Below are 16,445 nucleotides of genomic sequence, written 5' to 3'. Positions count from 1 at the left end.
TTACTACGACAGCACATAATTTTTATACCTTGCAATACAATGATCGATAATACTGCATGGTTTCTGTAATTCCATCCATAAAGTCAGATTCAGGTATCCATTTTAATAATTCTTTGGCTTTTTTGTTAGAAAGTGAGCTTTTATCAATATCCCCAATGCGATTAGGTTTAAAATTAACCACAGCTTCTTTTCCTAAAACAGTTTGAATTTGATTCAATAGATGTAAAATAGATACTTGTGTATCCGTGCTAATATTAAAAATTTCATTGTGTCCAAAACTTATAGCTTGAATGTTTGCCTTGGCAACATCTTTAACAAAAATAAAATCCCTTGTTTGGCATCCTTCTCCATAAATTGTAACAGGAGAATCTCTCAAGATTCTATCAAAGAAAATACTAACTACTCCTGCTTCTCCTAATGGATTTTGCCTCATCCCATAAACATTTCCATACCTTAGGATGGTAAATGAAAGTCCAAAATTATCATGATAAAGCCTTATGTATTGTTCTGCATTCAATTTAGATAACCCATAAAAAGACTTAGGACATAATGAGGAGTCTTCTTCAATTGGTAAACATGAAGTTTCACCATACACGGCAGCTGAGGAAGCAAAGATTATTTTAGTAACCTTATATTTTACACAGTTGTTTAGGATATTTAACGTACCAGCTACATTAATCTCATTATTTAGTATTGGATTCATTTTCGAATATTCCACAGATGTTTGAGCAGCTTGATGTATAACAATCGTGGGATTGTATTCTCGGAAAACTTGTTCCAAGGAGTTTGAGCAAATATCAACATTATAAAAAGGAACATTTTGAGGAACATACATATGGTTTCCAGTGCTAAGATTATCCACAATAATTGGATTCCAACCTTGCTTAATTACTTCCTCAACGATAAATGAACCTATGAAACCTGCTCCGCCTGTGATGAGTACATTCATTTTTCCACCATTCATTTCTTTAACATTAAGGTAAAATCCCAAATATCTATATTTCTACTATAATTAACTTTATAATACTTTAGTCCTATTTGAAAGTTTATTCATGTTATCTATATTCAGAAAGATATATGCTTTGTACTATAAATGCAAAATATCCGTACAGCTTTTGAAAAAAGACTTCCATAAAAAATTGATATAAATATCCTATAAAGTATTATCTGATTTTATTCGACAAATTTCTACAACATCTTTTTACCAATTAAAACCAAAAAGAGTCTGGCCACGTCATCCTCAATGACATTTAGAAATAACCTACACCTCTAAATACATTGATTTGACAGTGGGACCAGACCCGGGATTGTTTTATTCAGTTATTTCGACTACAAATGGAAAGACTCGAACCTTACCATCCTGTTGGAATTCTCCCCAGATTTTATACTTTCCAGGTTTGTTGAATTGTGTTTCAAATATTGGTTTATCATGATCGCTTGGATGGACGTGCAAGTATTGATTGGCTTGTTCGTCTAGGATGACTACGTGCCCCATGGCTCCTAGGTATGGCTCTAGATTTTCCATGTTCAGTTCAAAATCTAGTGTGACAGGTTCGTTTGCTTTCATGGAGTTCATATTTAATATGACAGTTTCGCCATCTACTGTTTTCGTTAATGTATCATCGACTTTTAAGACGTCCCCATGCTCATGTGAGCCTTCCACATTTCCAACAGAGAATGGTAATGGATTGACTGCATACTCTAAATCTTTCGGTTTGATATCTACAAACGCTTTGTATTCTCCGTCTGGTAAAGTTTGTGTGATTTCGAATTTTCCATCCTCTACTTTTTGTGGATGGAGGTGATAATACTCATCCAGATGGCTATTTACGACAATCAAATGCAATAGTTTTTCGTGATTCACTTCTAGGTCTTTGACTGGTTTACCATCTTGATCAGAAAGTGAAATCATAATCTGATTATTTTCATAGTTTAAAGCGACCTCGACCTCACTCGCCCCGCTCTCATGTGATGAATCCTCACCATGAGCGTGCTCGGATTCTTCTTCGTGTCCCGCTTCTTCCCCGTGTCCTTCCGAAGCAGTCTCGTGTTCGCTACCATGTTGTTCCACTACCTTTTCCTCTCGGATAAACTCTGCATAGACAGTATATCCCGCTATAACTACTACTAGATAGAGTGCTGCTGATACTATCCATTTTTTCATTTTCCCCAACTCCTGAAATTCATTATAATTTCACTCTTTGTAAACGAAGAGCATTGATAACAACCGATACTGAACTAAAGGCCATTGCAGCACCCGCAAGCCATGGAGCTAACAAACCAATAGCTGCGATAGGAATGCCTAGCGTATTGTAACCGAACGCCCAGAATAGGTTTTGTTTGATATTGCTGATTGTTTTCTTACTCATGAAAATAGCGTCTGCGATATTATTCAGATCGCCTCTCATCAAAGTAATATCCGCTGCTTCCATGGCAACGTCTGTACCTGTTCCAATTGCCATACCGATATCAGCAATCGCTAATGCAGGGGCATCGTTGATTCCATCACCAACCATCGCCACCTTCTTACCTTGGCTTTGAAGCTTCTTCACTTCCTCGGCTTTTCCTTCTGGGAGAACCTCTGCAATCACGTTTTCAATTCCGACTTGAGCAGCAATGGCATTGGCCGTTTGTTTGTTGTCCCCAGTAATCATGATGACTTCAAGTCCCATATCTTTAAGACGTTTAACTGCTTGTTTGGATGTTTCTTTAACGGTATCAGCAACCGCGACAATACCAGCATACTTTCCATCGATGGAAACCAACATAGCTGTCTTACCTTCTTTTTCAAGAGCCGTCATTTGATCTAACTTATTTTCAACATCTATATGATTTTGAATCATAAGCTTCCTAGTTCCCACTAGAAGTTCATTCCCGTTTACTACGGCTTTAATTCCAAACCCAGGAATGGCCTCAAAGTGCTCTACACCTTGAAATGGAATACCTTTATTCTTGATTCCTGCTGCAATGGCTTCGGCAAGTGGATGCTCAGATTGCTTTTCGGCAGAACCTACTAATGATAAAAACTCTTCTTCCTGTTGACCTTCTGCCAAAATTACATCTGTTAAAACCGGAGTTCCATTTGTGACCGTTCCCGTTTTATCTAGAATGACCGTAGTGATGCGATGAGTCATTTCTAGATGCTCTCCGCCTTTAAATAAAATTCCGTATTCAGCAGCACGACCTGAACCAGCCATAATTGAAGTTGGTGTCGCTAGTCCTAGTGCACACGGACATGCAATAACTAAAACGGCAATTAATTTTTCCAATGCTTCAGCAAAATTCCCTGGGTCGACCCACATATACCAAACCAAAAACGTTACAACCGCAATCCCTACAACGATTGGAACGAAAATTCCTGAGATTTGGTCGGCCAGTCGTTGAATCGGCGCTTTCGATCCTTGCGCTTCTTCTACTACTTTAATAATCTGAGCTAAAGCCGTATCCTTGCCTACTTTGGTAGCTTTTATTTTCAAAAAACCATTTTTATTAATAGTCGCCCCTATGACTGAATCTCCGACTGTTTTATCGACCGGGACACTTTCTCCCGTCAGCATCGATTCATCCAATGCAGAACGACCTTCTACGATTTCTCCATCAACTGGAACCTTCTCACCTGGCTTCACATAAAGGATGTCACCTACTAACACATCTTCTAGAGCAACTTCGAGCTCCACGCCATCTCTTACGACAGTAGCTGTTTTTGCTTGTAGGCCCATCAGCTTTTTAATGGCTTCTGATGATCTTCCTTTCGCTTTCGCCTCAAATAGTTTACCTAGGATGATAAGCGTGATTAAGACTGCACTCGTTTCAAAATAGAGCTCAACCATATGAGCATCCGAACCGATGGATTGAATCGATAAATACAAGCTATAAAAATAAGCAGCCGATGTTCCTAATGAAACAAGAACATCCATGTTGGCGCTAAAGTTGTTTAACGCTTTATAGGCACCTACATAAAATTGCTTCCCGATGATAAATTGGACCGGTGTAGCCAGTGCCAGTTGGACCCAAGGATTCATAAACATCTCTGGCAAATAAATGAAAGATGTAAACTCAAAGTGACTCACCATCGCCCATAATAATGGAATGGACAAAATCAGTGAAAAAGCAAATTTTCCTTTTTGATTCTCGATTTCTTTTTCACGTAAGTCCGCTACATTTTGCTGTTTTCCTTCTTCTTTTACCTTGGCTTCATATCCAAGACTCTCGACTTTTTTAATCATCTGTTGAACCGTAACAACAGAAGGATCATATTCGACAGTGGCTTTTTCTAAAGCAAGGTTTACATTAGCCTTGGAAACACCGGCAACTTTATTTAACCCTTTTTCAATCCGTGTCGAACAGGCCGCACATGTCATCCCGATAATATCTAGTTCCACCTTTTCAGACACGACGTCATAGCCCAGGTCTCTCACTTTATTCTGTAATGCTTGAACATTAGTTTTGGCAGGATCAAACTTTACGGTCGCTTTTTCTAATGCTAAATTGACGTTAGCTTCCATGACGCCGTCTAGCTTATTCATGCCTTTTTCAATTCGGACAGCACAGGCTGCACATGTCATTCCTGTGATTTGAAGGCTTGTTTCGCTTGCTTTTTGTGCTTGCTCACTCATCATACTCTCCCTTTCCATAGAGGAGGAAGATACTCCCTCCCCCTATATAATAATTATTTCACATCATATCCTTGATCTTCAATAGCTGCTTTTATTTCAGTAACTTGAATTACACTTGGGTTAAATTCAATAAAAACTTCCGCTTTTGTTAAATCAACCATCACTATTTCGATACCCTCTAGCTTTCCAATGCTTCCTTCGATTGTCTTCACACAATGACCACAAGACATTCCTTTTACTTGTAACAATACTTGTTCCATTTATATAACCTCCTCATTATTTTTTGATTAGAATTACTAAGACACTAAAGAACGAAAGAGCAGCTATCAAAATATTGATATGCATATATCCTTCTGAACTAAGCGCAATCAAGATTCCTGCAACCGTAGGACCCATCGTTGACCCCATCGAACGTGCTAGGCTTAAATAACCAATCGCAGAGCCCGTTTCTGTCGGTTTCACATTTTGAATCATGACCATATTTAATGGAGAACCAATGATAATACCAATCCCAAATCCTATAACGGTGACAGCTATCATGAATAATGCGAAGCTTTGGACGAAAGCAATCGATAAACCACTTGCTAATGTTAACGAGAAACCTATCGCTATCGCTTTTTTCGCGCCTACCTTAGTTACTAAGAAACCACCGACCATTGAAGCAACCATCGATGCCGCAGCTAATGGAGTGACACTTAAAGCTGAATGGCTTTTATTTAATGAAAATTGAGTCTCGATATAAGATGGAAGTAAATTGATGGTACTTGCCATGATGAAACCAGATAGTAAGGATAGAACCAAAACCACTAATGTATTGAAGTTCTTAAAGTATTCGATGTTTAGAATGGGATCAGGTGTCCTTTTTTCTAATTTCACAAAGAATGGGACCAGTACGATTCCAATCAGTAGCAGCCAACCATGTTTTAATGTGATTCCTAACATGATTAAGAAAATGATGCTGACCAATAGAAGGATTCCATAGAAATCAATCGGTTTTTTAACGATTTGTTGGTGAATCTTTATTGGAGCGATGAAAACCAATACTAGAATTGAAATCGGAACATTAATTAAAAAAATCCATTGCCATTCAAAGTTGCCAATAATGAGACCACCGGCAATTGGGCCTAAGATAGTGCCTAATCCGAATACAACCCCAATGTATCCCAACATCTTCGCTCTCGTCGCATCTGGAAAACTCAACGCAATAAAGGCCGCTGTTATAGGGAATATACCCCCAGTCCCTATAGCTTGAATGACTCTTCCTAATAAGAATGCGAAAAAGCTTGGTGCAAAAGCAGATAATAGAGATCCAAAACTGAACAAAACAATCCCAATCATGAAAATTCTCTTTCTTCCAAACCGATCAGACATTTTTCCCATTAAAGGAATACTGGCTGAAAAAAACAATGTGTATATCGTAAAACTCCAAACACCCCACGAAGCTCCAATACCAAAATGCGAGTTGATGGAACTGAAGGCAGGGCCGACAATACCGTGATCAAGAGCTCCCATAAAAATACCTGTAAGAAATAAAGTCAGTGCAATGTTAACAGAGATATCAGTGTTCTTCTTACTCAATAGAACTGTATTCATCATAACTCCTCTTTTCGGATTTAATAATCTCTTGTTAATATATTTATACTATACCCCCCTATTGTATGCAACCAAAAAGTAAATTTTTTTTCCAATTCCTTGAAAATGGACGAATGCCTAATTGCGCTATTCCTAAAACGGTGTCGTATAAAGGAAAATAAAAGACATAGCAAAATACATTCGCTATGTCTTAAAGAATTCTATTTCATTGATCTTTTGATTGATAATTTCATAATACAATTTCGATGACTCCCAGCTCATGCCCCCAATTAACCCAATTGTTTTCATGCGTCCATTCTCCTTTTCCAATCATTACTATTAATGTAACATTTCCTTATTCAAAAGGTATGCATGTAATCGAAAAACAGCTCCCTTTATTCGGAAGCTGTTCAAGTAACTCAATATACGGTAATCGTTTGTCCTGTTTGAATGCCTTCAACGCTTTTTCTGTATGCTTGAACCACCCTGCTGGCAGGAACAGGTACAAAGCCAGGGAAATATGGTCCATACTTTTTTATAGATTCTTCTAACATATTAGGACTTACGTTATTAATTCGGATTCCTCGAGGCATTTCGAAAGCGGCAGACTGAACGAATGCCTTAACCGCCCCACTAGCCATTGCCGCAGAAGCCCCACCTAATATCGGATCATCCATTATGATTCCAGTCGTTAAAGTAAAACTTCCACGATCACGCACATGATGGTGTCCCAATAAAACTAAATTGATTTGTCCCTTTAATTTGCTCATAATTGAAACCTCATTGTCTTCAGGTGTCAGTTCACTTAATGGGCCAAAGTGAGTAGCCCCAGTCGTGCTTATAACGGCATCCACTTTGCCAACCTCGTGATACATGCGTTTGATACTTTCTGGTGAAGTAATATCTACCGTTACATCAGCTCCATTTCTTCCAGCAGAAATGATATTATGATGAGCTGCCAATTCATTACGGACCGCACTTCCAATTGTTCCACTTGCTCCTACTAATAAGATTTTCATTTTTATTCCTCCATATTTAGGTCTATTTTCGTTTTAATATACTATACCCCCCTATTGTATGAAAAGAGTTTTGATTTATGAACAGGAATGAAAAAATAGTACAATACCTGGCTAGCGCCAAGTCTTAGCGCACCGTCACTTTATTCTAAAATTGTCCACTTCAACTTTCAAAAGTAAAAAGAAAAAAGCGCCGTTAAGCACCTTTTTTCATAAACCAGCTATAGAATTCAGCGTTTACACGTATTGATTTGATCTTTTACATCCATCTTTCCTTCGGTCATTGCCAATATGTCATGATTTCAAGAATCCCTAATAGGATCATAAATACTCCTGCAATACGCTGGACTTTTTCGCCAAGCATTCTTCCCTTTTTCAAGAGGCTTCCTTTTCCTCCAAACTCCCAAATAAAATACATAACAATCAACAGAGGCAGTGAAGTACCTAATGCAAACATAGGAGGAAGAACTAATCCAGTTGGATGGGACAAGGCAATAGGCATCAATGTCACAAAAAACAAAACGAACATCGTAGGACAAAATGCTAAAGAAAAACTAAATCCGAGAAAAAATGAACTCAGACCTGAATTTCTAAACCAAGGAAACTTTAAGCTTTTAATCGTCCAATTCAAACGAATGAACCCCATCATAAATAATCCAACAACTAAAAGTAATGGGCCAATCATTTTTCTTAACCAAGGAAAATAAACAGTTAAATTTTCTTGTGCTTCTCTGCCTACTATCCAAACAAGAATACCTAACAAAGAGAAAGCAACAATTTTCCCTATAACAAATCCAAATACATCCTTCCAGACCACATTCTTTTGTAGTGAACGATTTCCATAAAGAGTTACTGCACTAATATTCGTAACAAATTGACAAGGCGCGAGAGCTCCCACTACACCGAGTATAAAAGTGAATAGTAGCGGCACCGCTCTTACACTTTCGGCCAGATTCAATAATGGGCCACTAAACCACGAGCTAATCTCATTAAAAAAACTGTACATGCTATCTCCTTGAATAGAATTAATCCATCTTATATTTCAAAGAGTACCATAAAATTTCGCAGAAAATATAAAGTGAAATTTATTATTCTCGGAAAATAGCTAACTTGATTCCAAAAACCATTAGAAGGATGCCGGTTACTGAGTTAATGATTCGATATGCAGTGGGGGTCATAACATGAGAGTATTTATCGATGATTGCAATATAAATGGAAAAAAATACGATGGTTAACAAAAGATGCGTGAATCCTAGTATTAAAAATTGTCCCATATGATTGGATGCTGCATTAATGAATTGGGGTAAAAAACTTAGAAAAAATAATACCACCTTTGGATTAAGTAGATTGGATAGCAAGCCTTGACGGAAACAGTGGTCATCTTTAGAAAGGCTCGTTGAATAATCAACTTTGGATTTTCTTCTAAGTGCAGCTAACGAATTAATCCCAATATAAATGAGATAAATGGCACCAGAAAATTTAATGATATTAAACCAGAATACAGATCTCTCTAACATGCTAGATAATCCAATAACAGCTAAAATGATATGTGCAATAAGTGCACAGCAAATTCCAAGAACCGTCATGACTCCTCCTTTTTTCCCATGGTTCATTGTATTTGTTAAAACTAGAGCCGTATCCGGTCCAGGAATTAACAAAAGACAGACTAAAGATAGAATAAATAAAAAATAATTTTCCATACAAATTCCCCTATCTAATTTATTGATTCCTATTGTATATCTGCACCAAAGATAAATTAATGCGATTTCCAAAGTCTTTACTGCTTATAGCTTACAATGTGAAGAAATTTAATAGATGTTACTTACAATATCTATAATCGGCTTGGTTACAGAAAAAGAGAGCCCTTTTTGATTGGACTCTCCTCCTACAATGACCCCTAATATTTATTGCTACTATAGCCGCAGCCCTTAATTTTCGTCCCTTCAAAATTAACTATTTAAACCATTTACTAAAATAGTCCACATAAAAACCATAAAACATTGATACAGCATAAAAGGCGATTCCAATATAAATAAAAGACATTTTGAGAATTTTTTTCATGTTTTTAGTTTAAGTTCAAGCCAGAAAAAATATACAAAAAAGGAACCAATCCTCGAATGGTTGATTCCTTCAACGTTTTTAAACAGCTTCCTGTTTCATCTTTTTCTGGTTTTGGACGAATAGGATTCCTAACTCATGATGTTCGCCCTCATACAAGGCTCTTTGTACAAAGCGGATTTGATCTTGCGAATCGAGAACTTCCAATTTACAGTGCGCTCGATTAGGGCTAAGAGCTTCGTAAAATTGTGTTTGATTGTAAACTACCGTTCCGTTGACTTTCGTGACAATTTCTCCAATTTCTAAGCCCATTTTTTCCGCAGGCGAATCAGGAATAATTCCAAGAATCATCACACCACGGGAACGTTGAGAAAAGTAAAATGGTAGCTTTTCCTCAAACAAGCGTTGGAAGAACGTCACGCTCTCTCTTCCCAATAATCCAATGGCTGCAGCAACGATGGATATCATTGGATACCAGAAGCCTATTACTGAAATTACTGTTACTACAAACCCTAAAACCAGCACTCTACTTCCGTTCAAGGAGATACTTTCCTTAGGCAGCATCCCTTTGACTGTTTGAGAGAAACCGATTAAAAACGGCAATAGAACCGGTGTGATGGATCCGTCACCAGGTAAATCAAAAACTGGCCACCATGCAAAAGGTGAAGGCAACTCGCCACCTGGAATGAAAACAAAAAACGGAATCATCCATACTCTTCTTGAAACATGAGCTCCAACTGGCAACCCACGCTTAGATGTAATCAATTTTGGCGATGTTGCTTTGTATGCATTGCGCTTAATTAAGAAACCTTCTGCTAGCAATAACAATCCCATTAACAATGGAAGGGAAGGATAAATATTCGTTTCAAGGTCTGAAAAAGCTTGGACAAAACCTGGTAGTTGAACATCTTTTTCAAATAAGAAGAAAAGAATAAAAAAGGTGACTCCTAACGTGTAGCCCGGAGATAATAGTCTCAGCCTCAATGTCAGTGAGACAAGCATCGTGAAAACTCCCACTACCAAGACCGCAGCATATGGAATACTAATGCCTAGAACAACTGTAACTACTGATATTATCAAACCGATTAACCAAGTGGAGGCAAATAACTGCTTTAATTCGAAATAACCGTTTTGAGCTCGCACATGAAATTCGCTTCGCTCCCGTTTAACACGTATATAACCAAACACTAAACTCAATACAAAACTATAATAGAATAACGGGTGGAGAAAAAGTTTTCCCATACCTGTCCCAAATTCTATTAACCACTGTTGCAGCAACCTTTTCCACCATCCTTTTGATATGTAATAAATAGAATAACAATTACTTCTATTCTATCAAATAAGAGCATGACATGCCTATCTCAAAAGGAAAAATGTTGAAGGATGTGGAGTGGATTCACTAATTAGAGCGTTGAAGTGCAGTATTTAGCGAAATCCCTGCTTATTTTACCGAACACACCCTATTTTTTACCGAACGAGAGTGTTTTTTTACCAAACTCGCTTTTCTCGGCTCAGCCGACTGCTGGATTTACCGAACGTGCCTTGTTTTTTACCGAAATCCCTGCTTATTTTACCGAACGCACACTCGATATTACCGAACAGGAGCAGTTTATTACCAAACTCGCTTTTCTCGGCTTGACCAACTGCTGGATTTACCGAACGAGCCTTGTTTATTACGGAAATCCCACATTATTTTACCGAACGCACCCTCGATATTTCCGAACAGGAGCAGTTTATTACCAAAATCACTTTTCTCGGCTCCGCCGACTGCTTTGGTTTACCGAACGAGCCTGGTTTATTACCGAAATCCCACATTATTTTACCGAACGCACCCTCGATATTACCGAACAGGAGCAGTTTATTACCAAACTCGCTTTTCTCGGCTTGACCAACTGCTGGATTTACCGAACGAGCATTGTTTATTACGGAAATCCCTGCTTATTTTACCGAACGCACCCTATTTTTTACCGAACGAGCTTGGTTTTTTACCAAACTCGCTTTTCTCGGCTTGACCAACTGCTGGATTTACCGAACGAGCCTGGTTTATTACCGAAATCCCTGCTTATTTTACCGAACTCAGCCTCGATATTACCGAACAGGAACAGTTTATTACCAAACTCGCTTTTCTCGGCTTGACCAACTGCTGGATTTACCGAACGAGCCTGGTTTATTACCGTAATCCCACATTATTTTACCGAATGCACCCTATTTTTTACCGAACAGGAGCAGTTTATTACCAAACTCGCTTTTCTCGGCTCGGCCGACTGCTGGATTTACCGAACGAGCCTGGTTTATTACCGAAATCCCACATTATTTTACCGAACGCACACTCGATATTACCGAACAGGAGCAGTTTATTACCGAACGGAAGCAGTTTATTACCAAACTCGCTATTCTAGGTATTGATGACATGAGATTTGACGTCCCCAACTACTTTTCACCCAACACTCAAAAAGCCCGAATCACAGATTCGGGCCCGCACACTCATTTTGAAGCTAAATATCGTATCGCTGCTTTTAACTGCACATCATATGCTTCATCATTCACTCGAGATAGCACTGTATTTTCAAGTGCTGCAGCGGTCTTTTTGTCCAACACTCCTGTTGCAGTTAAGCCGTTTTGTTTTTGGAAGGCTTTTACGGCAATTTCGGTCTTTAAATCAAAGTATCCGTCTTGTCGGCTTGTTTGATAGCCTAGTCCTCGTAACATTCCTTGAGCATTCTCGATTTGTTCATGCGTCATATCTCGCTTGAAGGTTTTCTCTACATTTAACGGATGGGAAGAAAAGAGTGCTGGTTGATGGATTTCTATCGTCGGCTTTATGCCTTTTTTATGAATCCAATTGCCCTCAGGTGTAAGCCACTTAAATAGAGTCAACTTAATATTGCTTCCATCACCCATTGGAACGGCCTGTTGGACGGTTCCTTTGCCGAACGTTTTCTCGCCAATCAATGGATAGCCACCTGCCTCAGCTAGTGCACCTGCCATGATTTCGGATGCCGAGGCGCTGCCTTTATCAATCAACACCGCGATTGGATATGGCTTCTTTTCCTTCAAATCTGTATAAAATTCTTGGCGATTGCCATTTCGTTCTTCTATCAGTAAGTATGGTTTGTCACTCGGGATTAATAGTGCTAACATTTCCTGAACACTATCAAGAAGTCCACCCGGATTGCCACGAACATCAATTAATAAACCTGAAATATTTTGCTCTTCTAACTCTTTCAGTGACTTCTTAAAGTCTTTAGAAGTATTTTGCGAAAACGAAGTAATTTCTAAATAACCGATATTCTTCCCATTCTCTTCTTTGATCGCTTTATGGACGGTTTCAATCGGGATGGTATCACGAACAACTTCTAGCTTGATAGGATCCGAAACTCCAGCTCGTTTCACTTCGATCGTAACCTTCGTTCCTTTTTTGCCACGGATTTTCATGCTTGTCTCAAATAAGTCCAACCCTTCGAGACTTTCTCCATTCACTTTCAATAGTTGGTCCTTCGGTTTTAACCCTGCTTTTTCAGCTGGAGAATTCTTGTATGGAGAGACGATAATGATTTTACCATCTTCCATGCCAATTTCCGTTCCAATCCCTTCAAATGAGCTATCAAGAGAGTCATTAAATTGCTTGGCAGTCTCCTTGTCCATATAGACGGAATACGGATCCTTCAATGTTTCGAGCATGCCCTCGATGGCACCTTCTTCTAACTTTCCTTCATCTACTTCTTCCACATAATGCTTGGAGATTAGTTCATAAGCCTTTTCAACCTTAGACAGTTGAACTCCTTCTTCCTTACTCGGCACAGGGTCTTCAGTAAGTTGCTCAGAAAGGAGTTTAGGTCCATACACTGCTCCTCCTACTGCTCCTGTCGTTAATGACACGGTCACTGCCGCAGGTAATACCCAAGCTTTCTTCATATATATCCTCCTTTGAAAGAGGACCATAGGTAATCCATAAATAAAATTAAGCTGCATTCAATACTGTATTGGTCTTCTTCGATCTCCACCATTAGTAAAAAAGACACCGCACAAATGTGTGATGTCCTGTTCTTTACTATAAACTTATTCAGAGCTTGTACGTTTAGAACCAATAAAAAACACAACCTAAACATAAAGTCAGATTGTGTTTCTTGTTATGATTAGAACGGCACATAAGCCATAGGATTTACAGCTCCAGATTTCGATGCTGACCAAGGTCCTTTATGCAATTCAAAGTGTAAATGTTGTCCGTAAGAACGGCCTGTGTTACCCATGTATCCGATCAATTGACCTTTTGCAACAGTAGATCCTGTACTTACATGACGAGATTCTAAATGAGCATAAACCGTTGTGAACAATTGCCCATCAATGGAGTGTGTAATGAAAATCGCCTCTCCATACGAGCTAGAGTAGTAGGATTTCATAACTACTCCATCTGCCGCTGATAAAACAGCTACATTGGAACCACGGTTTGCAATATCGATTCCATAGTGGAATTTACCCCATCTTGCCCCGAAAGTAGAAGAAATTCTACCTGTTGTTGGAGTAGTAAAGTTTCCTGGTGAAATAGATGGGTATGAAACTGAATGTCCACCTGATGAACCACCAGAACTGTTTTGTCTACGCTTCGCTTCTTCTTCTGCACGTTTTCTAGCAGCAGCAAGCTCAGCTTGACGATTTTTTTCTAGTTTAATAGCTTGTTCGATCGCAGCTTGTTGTGATTTAAGAATATCAGCTTCTTCTTGAAGACTTAGTTTGTCAGCTTCAGCCTCTTTTTCTTTTTGTGCTAGCTGCGCCATGACTTTATCTTTTTGAGCTCTTTGTTGAGACAATTGAACTTTCATTTCTTCCAGTTCTTTTTTCATATTTACAAGACTAGCTAACTTTTCTTCCACTTGCTTTTGCTTCTCTTCTAAAGCCTGCTTATCTTCTTGGTGCTGACGAAGGATTTCTTGGTCGGCATCCATGATAGTAGAAACCGCACTTACACGGTCGACAAAATCGCTAAAGCTTTTTGCACCAAGTAATACTTCAAGATAACTAACACTTCCACCTGTTAATTGGAATGAACGTGCACGCTCTTTTAATAACTCATTACGCTTTGCAATTCGATCCTGCAACACTTTAATCTCTTCGTTTAACTTCTCAATTTCCGCTTTAGTAGCTTCAATCTGCTCACTTTTTTCACGGATTTTTTGATTCGTTTCACCAATAGCAACATCAATACGCTTAATTTCTGCATCTAATCTTTCTTGCTCTGCCTGTAAGCGATTGATTTCAGTTTCTTTACTATGTATATTGGCATTCACACCAGATCGTTTCTGTTGAATCTGTTTCTTTTTATTTTCCATATCCTTCAGAGATGATGCGTCTACACTTGAAGCAGGCAATAGCCCCCCTAAAGCAAGCATCAGAACTGTACAGATAACAAGTAACTTATTTTTCAAATCATTTTCCCCTTTCTTTCTCCCATGGACATGTGCCTTCTGAGTCAAATTGGGATTGAATCGGGCAAAAGCCCGACTCATATCTATATCTATTACACTTTCAAAAACTTACGAACGGACATTAAACTACCCCAAATTCCAATGAGTGCACCTAGCAAAATAATGACTCCTGAAATTTGATAAACAAACGGATTGAACTCTAATAACTCGACAAATTTGACAGAAATCTTTGGAGTTAAGTATTCGTATAGATTGTAGTATGAGGATGAAATTAAGATAATCGGGATAATCGCTCCTAAAACCCCTAACCACAAGCCTTCCAAGAAGAATGGCCAGCGGATGAAGGAGTTGGTTGCCCCTACTAATCTCATAATCTCAATTTCTCTTCTTCTTGCTACAATTGTAATTTTGATTGTGTTAGAAATTAGGAACATCGCTGTAAAAAGTAACCCTAAAATCAACACAATTCCTATATTTCTACTAATATCAACGAATGTAAACAATCTTTCTACATAGCCTTGTCCATATTTTACGTGTTGGATGAAATTATAGGTTTCAATTTCTTTTGCTACCTTAATTACATCCTTTGGCGTTTTCGTTTTAATAATATAAACATCACTTAATGGATTGTCCTGTTCGAAGAGTTTGAATACCTCACCTTCTTCACCGAGGTCTTCCATAAGATTGGTTAATTCCTCTTCTTTAGGTGAAAATTTCACTTTTTGAACCTGAGGGATTCCATTTATGTCCGTTGCAATCTGCTGGATGTCAGCTTCACTTGCTGCAGGGTCAATATGCGCACGGATTTCAACATCTTTTTCAATATTAGAAGCAATATTGTTGATGTTCATCATTAGTACGAAGAAAACGCCTACCAGTAGTAAAGTAACCGTTACAGCACTGATAGAAGCGAATGTCATCCAACCATTTCGTCCAAGGCTTTTAAAGCTTTCTCTAAAGTGACGACGGAGTGTTCTAATATGCATAGCCGTAGTCACCTCTTTGTTCATCACGCGCAATTCGTCCATTCTCGATCGCAATTACACGTCGTCTTAAATTATCAACAATTTCTTTATTATGTGTTGCCATGACAATCGTTGTGCCACGGTTATTAATTTCTTCAAATATGTTCATGATTTCCCAAGAAGTTTCGGGGTCCAAGTTTCCTGTTGGCTCATCCGCAATGACAAGACTTGGATTATTAACAATCGAGCGTGCAATGGAAACACGTTGTTGCTCTCCACCTGACAATTCAGTTGGTAGCATTCTTGCTTTATGCTTCAAACCAACCAAATCCAGAACTTCCATCACTCTTTTCTTGATTGCTGGAGATTCTTCTTCAATTACTTCCATGGCAAATGCTACATTTTCAAAAACAGTTAATGTAGGCAGCAGTTTAAAATCTTGGAACACGACACCCAAATTACGACGGAACAATGGTACCTTTGTATTCCTGATTTTTGATAGGTTTACTCCATTTACTAAAATATCGCCACGTGTCGGTTTTTCCTCACGGTACATCATTTTGATAAAAGTGGACTTACCTGCTCCACTAGGACCTACTACATATACAAACTCACCCTGCTTGATTTTCACGTTAATGCCGTTTACTGCAATAACACCATTCGGGTATGTTTTAAAGACATCAATCATTTCAATCATATTAAAACCACCTGTTAGCTTTTAAACCTCCATGTAAAAAAGCAATATTTGTTGATAGAAGATTGTCTCAGCAAACTTCCATTCCTGATGTTCCATTC

14 protein-coding genes and 1 pseudogene are annotated in these 16,445 nt (G+C 38.5%); 1 reads left to right on the top strand and 14 read right to left on the bottom strand.

All coding sequences use genetic code 11. From position 1 onward, the window contains the following. Positions 1 to 22 precede the first annotated feature (22 nt). The 10 genes and pseudogenes from DBX25_RS01650 to DBX25_RS01605 form a co-directional block, all read right to left on the bottom strand. Complete coding sequence (locus tag DBX25_RS01650) at positions 23 to 949, bottom strand: NAD-dependent epimerase/dehydratase family protein (RefSeq protein ID WP_108669058.1); 927 nt, start codon at positions 947 to 949, stop codon at positions 23 to 25. A 363-nt stretch (positions 950 to 1,312) separates the two neighbouring features. After that, on the bottom strand, positions 1,313 to 2,164 hold the full coding sequence (locus DBX25_RS01645; protein WP_108669030.1) for a hypothetical protein: 852 nt from the start codon (positions 2,162 to 2,164) through the stop codon (positions 1,313 to 1,315). Between the two features lie 22 nt (positions 2,165 to 2,186). Then, positions 2,187 to 4,619 (bottom strand): heavy metal translocating P-type ATPase, encoded by a 2,433-nt coding sequence (locus tag DBX25_RS01640; RefSeq protein WP_420812888.1) that lies wholly within the window; start codon positions 4,617 to 4,619, stop codon positions 2,187 to 2,189. A gap of 50 nt (positions 4,620 to 4,669) precedes the next feature. After that, on the bottom strand, positions 4,670 to 4,876 hold the full coding sequence (gene copZ / locus DBX25_RS01635) for a copper chaperone CopZ (protein ID WP_108669028.1): 207 nt from the start codon (positions 4,874 to 4,876) through the stop codon (positions 4,670 to 4,672). Between the two features lie 16 nt (positions 4,877 to 4,892). Next, on the bottom strand, positions 4,893 to 6,212 hold the full coding sequence (locus tag DBX25_RS01630; RefSeq protein WP_108669027.1) for an MFS transporter: 1,320 nt from the start codon (positions 6,210 to 6,212) through the stop codon (positions 4,893 to 4,895). A gap of 201 nt (positions 6,213 to 6,413) precedes the next feature. Next, a pseudogene (locus tag DBX25_RS01625) lies at positions 6,414 to 6,497 on the bottom strand (aspartate racemase); the annotation flags it as partial. A 110-nt stretch (positions 6,498 to 6,607) separates the two neighbouring features. Beyond that, positions 6,608 to 7,207, bottom strand: a complete 600-nt coding sequence (locus tag DBX25_RS01620) for a short chain dehydrogenase (RefSeq protein ID WP_108669026.1) — start codon at positions 7,205 to 7,207, stop codon at positions 6,608 to 6,610. A 277-nt stretch (positions 7,208 to 7,484) separates the two neighbouring features. After that, positions 7,485 to 8,210, bottom strand: coding sequence for an urease accessory protein UreH domain-containing protein (locus DBX25_RS01615; protein ID WP_108669025.1), 726 nt, complete (start codon positions 8,208 to 8,210; stop codon positions 7,485 to 7,487). An 82-nt stretch (positions 8,211 to 8,292) separates the two neighbouring features. After that, the gene (locus tag DBX25_RS01610) at positions 8,293 to 8,904 is read right to left on the bottom strand and encodes a LysE family translocator (protein WP_108669024.1); all 612 of its coding nucleotides are present in this window, start codon (positions 8,902 to 8,904) and stop codon (positions 8,293 to 8,295) included. A 439-nt stretch (positions 8,905 to 9,343) separates the two neighbouring features. Beyond that, on the bottom strand, positions 9,344 to 10,540 hold the full coding sequence (locus tag DBX25_RS01605; protein WP_205685162.1) for a PDZ domain-containing protein: 1,197 nt from the start codon (positions 10,538 to 10,540) through the stop codon (positions 9,344 to 9,346). A gap of 138 nt (positions 10,541 to 10,678) precedes the next feature. Between DBX25_RS01605 and DBX25_RS20455 the strand changes: the two genes are divergently transcribed. Beyond that, the gene (locus DBX25_RS20455) at positions 10,679 to 11,398 is read left to right on the top strand and encodes a hypothetical protein (RefSeq protein ID WP_157950844.1); all 720 of its coding nucleotides are present in this window, start codon (positions 10,679 to 10,681) and stop codon (positions 11,396 to 11,398) included. A gap of 348 nt (positions 11,399 to 11,746) precedes the next feature. Here DBX25_RS20455 and DBX25_RS01600 read toward each other — a convergent pair whose 3' ends face one another. The 4 genes from DBX25_RS01600 to ftsE form a co-directional block, all read right to left on the bottom strand. Then, the gene (locus DBX25_RS01600; RefSeq protein ID WP_108669023.1) at positions 11,747 to 13,177 is read right to left on the bottom strand and encodes a S41 family peptidase; all 1,431 of its coding nucleotides are present in this window, start codon (positions 13,175 to 13,177) and stop codon (positions 11,747 to 11,749) included. Between the two features lie 221 nt (positions 13,178 to 13,398). Continuing rightward, a complete protein-coding gene (locus DBX25_RS01595; RefSeq protein ID WP_240620109.1) occupies positions 13,399 to 14,685 on the bottom strand; it encodes a murein hydrolase activator EnvC family protein in 1,287 nt (428 codons plus the stop codon). A gap of 92 nt (positions 14,686 to 14,777) precedes the next feature. Then, entirely contained in the window at positions 14,778 to 15,671 is an 894-nt protein-coding gene (gene ftsX / locus DBX25_RS01590; protein WP_108669021.1) for a permease-like cell division protein FtsX, read from the bottom strand. Then, entirely contained in the window at positions 15,661 to 16,347 is a 687-nt protein-coding gene (ftsE, locus tag DBX25_RS01585; protein WP_108669020.1) for a cell division ATP-binding protein FtsE, read from the bottom strand. The genes ftsX and ftsE overlap by 11 nt, the downstream gene beginning before the upstream one ends. Positions 16,348 to 16,445 lie beyond the last annotated feature (98 nt).

This window comes from Peribacillus acanthi (genome assembly GCF_003073175.1).
Taxonomy (GTDB): Bacteria; Bacillota; Bacilli; order Bacillales; family DSM-1321; genus Bacillus_BN; species Bacillus_BN acanthi.
This window is presented reverse-complemented; position numbering and strand designations above follow the sequence as displayed.

Excerpts from the sequence above, each read along its gene's own strand:
- DBX25_RS01650 (WP_108669058.1), bottom strand. The coding sequence starts at position 949 with ATGAATGTACTCATCACAGGCGGAGCAGGTTTCATAGGTTCATTTATC.
- copZ (WP_108669028.1), bottom strand. The coding sequence starts at position 4,876 with ATGGAACAAGTATTGTTACAAGTAAAAGGAATGTCTTGTGGTCATTGT.
- ftsX (WP_108669021.1), bottom strand. The coding sequence starts at position 15,671 with ATGCATATTAGAACACTCCGTCGTCACTTTAGAGAAAGCTTTAAAAGC.
- DBX25_RS01640 (WP_420812888.1), bottom strand. The coding sequence starts at position 4,619 with ATGATGAGTGAGCAAGCACAAAAAGCAAGCGAAACAAGCCTTCAAATC.
- ftsE (WP_108669020.1), bottom strand. The coding sequence starts at position 16,347 with ATGATTGAAATGATTGATGTCTTTAAAACATACCCGAATGGTGTTATT.
- DBX25_RS01620 (WP_108669026.1), bottom strand. The coding sequence starts at position 7,207 with ATGAAAATCTTATTAGTAGGAGCAAGTGGAACAATTGGAAGTGCGGTC.
- DBX25_RS01630 (WP_108669027.1), bottom strand. The coding sequence starts at position 6,212 with ATGATGAATACAGTTCTATTGAGTAAGAAGAACACTGATATCTCTGTT.
- DBX25_RS01645 (WP_108669030.1), bottom strand. The coding sequence starts at position 2,164 with ATGAAAAAATGGATAGTATCAGCAGCACTCTATCTAGTAGTAGTTATA.
- DBX25_RS01610 (WP_108669024.1), bottom strand. The coding sequence starts at position 8,904 with ATGGAAAATTATTTTTTATTTATTCTATCTTTAGTCTGTCTTTTGTTA.
- DBX25_RS01600 (WP_108669023.1), bottom strand. The coding sequence starts at position 13,177 with ATGAAGAAAGCTTGGGTATTACCTGCGGCAGTGACCGTGTCATTAACG.
- DBX25_RS01615 (WP_108669025.1), bottom strand. The coding sequence starts at position 8,210 with ATGTACAGTTTTTTTAATGAGATTAGCTCGTGGTTTAGTGGCCCATTA.